The sequence below is a fragment of the Kitasatospora sp. NPDC092286 genome (assembly GCF_044755565.1).
In the GTDB taxonomy this organism is placed as follows: domain Bacteria; phylum Actinomycetota; class Actinomycetes; order Streptomycetales; family Streptomycetaceae; genus Kitasatospora.
The window spans coordinates 1-1,148 of sequence record NZ_JBIVRD010000137.1; the positions used below are offsets into that span (position 1 = coordinate 1).

Genomic DNA, 1,148 nt, shown 5'->3' on the forward strand with positions numbered 1-1,148 from the left:
CCGGTGCGGAGTAATTCGCACGCCGGGTGCGGGAGGGGGCCCGAGGGAGACGACCGACGGAGACGTCGGCACCGCGCCCACGGGCCTACCTCACCGACCTGTTGAACCTGGATCCACCGATCGGTGACGGGCTGCAGGAGGGGATAACGCAGAGAGGTGCCCGCTGAGCTGGGAAGATGGGAGTTCCTACGCTTCCATCCGGCCCGACCAGCAAGGCACCTCGTAAGTGAAATCCTCCCACAGCCCCGCGGCGACGTTCGCCGCGTTCGATGACCGGAACCTGCTCGCGCACGGCGGGCTGGCCCCGGCGGTGCGCCTGGCCGAGCGGTGCGGCCTGCCGTCACTGATCCGCGAGCGGGTCCGCTTGGCCGGAACGGACAACGGTGCCGGGGCGAGGCCGGACGCGAAGGTGATGTCGCTGGTCATGGCGATGCTCGCGGGCACGGACAGCATCGACGACACCGCCGTGCTGCGGCACGGCGCGATGCACCGCGCCTTCACCGGCATGCGCGCGCCGTCAACCCTCGGCTCCTTCCTGCGCGCGTTCACCTGGGGACATGTGCGCCAACTACAGTCCGCCGCCCGCGCGTTCACCTGCGCGTTGACCGGGCACTGCAACCTGCTGCCGGGTGGTGACCAGGTCGTCTGCCTGGACATCGACTCCAAGGTGAAGCAGGTCTACGGCGCCGCCAAGCAGGGCGCCGAGCACGGCTACACCAAGGTGAGGGGCCTGCACTTCCAGATCGTCATCGCCTCCACGCCGCTCGTCGCTCCGGTGATCGTCGCCGAACGGCTGCGCAAGGGATCGGCCGGCTCCGCCAAGGGTGCCGCCTCCCTGATCGCCGAGGCCATCAGGACCGTGCGGGCCATGGGTGCCACCGGCATGGTCGTCGTCCGCGCCGACTCGGCGTTCTTCTCCCACAAGGTCGTCGCCACCTGACGCCGCCACAAGGCCCGCTTCTCCCTCGTCATCGCCCAGCGCAAGAAGATCCGCGAGCTCATCGCCACCATCGCGGAGAACACCCGGACACCGATCAAGTACCCCAAGGTGATCTGGGCTTGTCGTTTGACCTCCATTGATCATCTTCTGTGGCGTTCGGGTTATCGCCTGTCTGTTCGCTATTGGTTGGTGACCAGGGCGAGTCCGA

General features: G+C 68.0%; 1 protein-coding gene. It reads left to right on the forward strand.

Going from position 1 to position 1,148, the window contains the following annotated elements; translation table 11 throughout:
• Positions 1–226: 226 nt before the first annotated feature.
• Positions 227–940 (forward strand): transposase, encoded by a 714-nt coding sequence (locus ACIQIB_RS39545; RefSeq protein ID WP_400764330.1) that lies wholly within the window; start codon positions 227–229, stop codon positions 938–940.
• Positions 941–1,148: the final 208 nt, after the last annotated feature.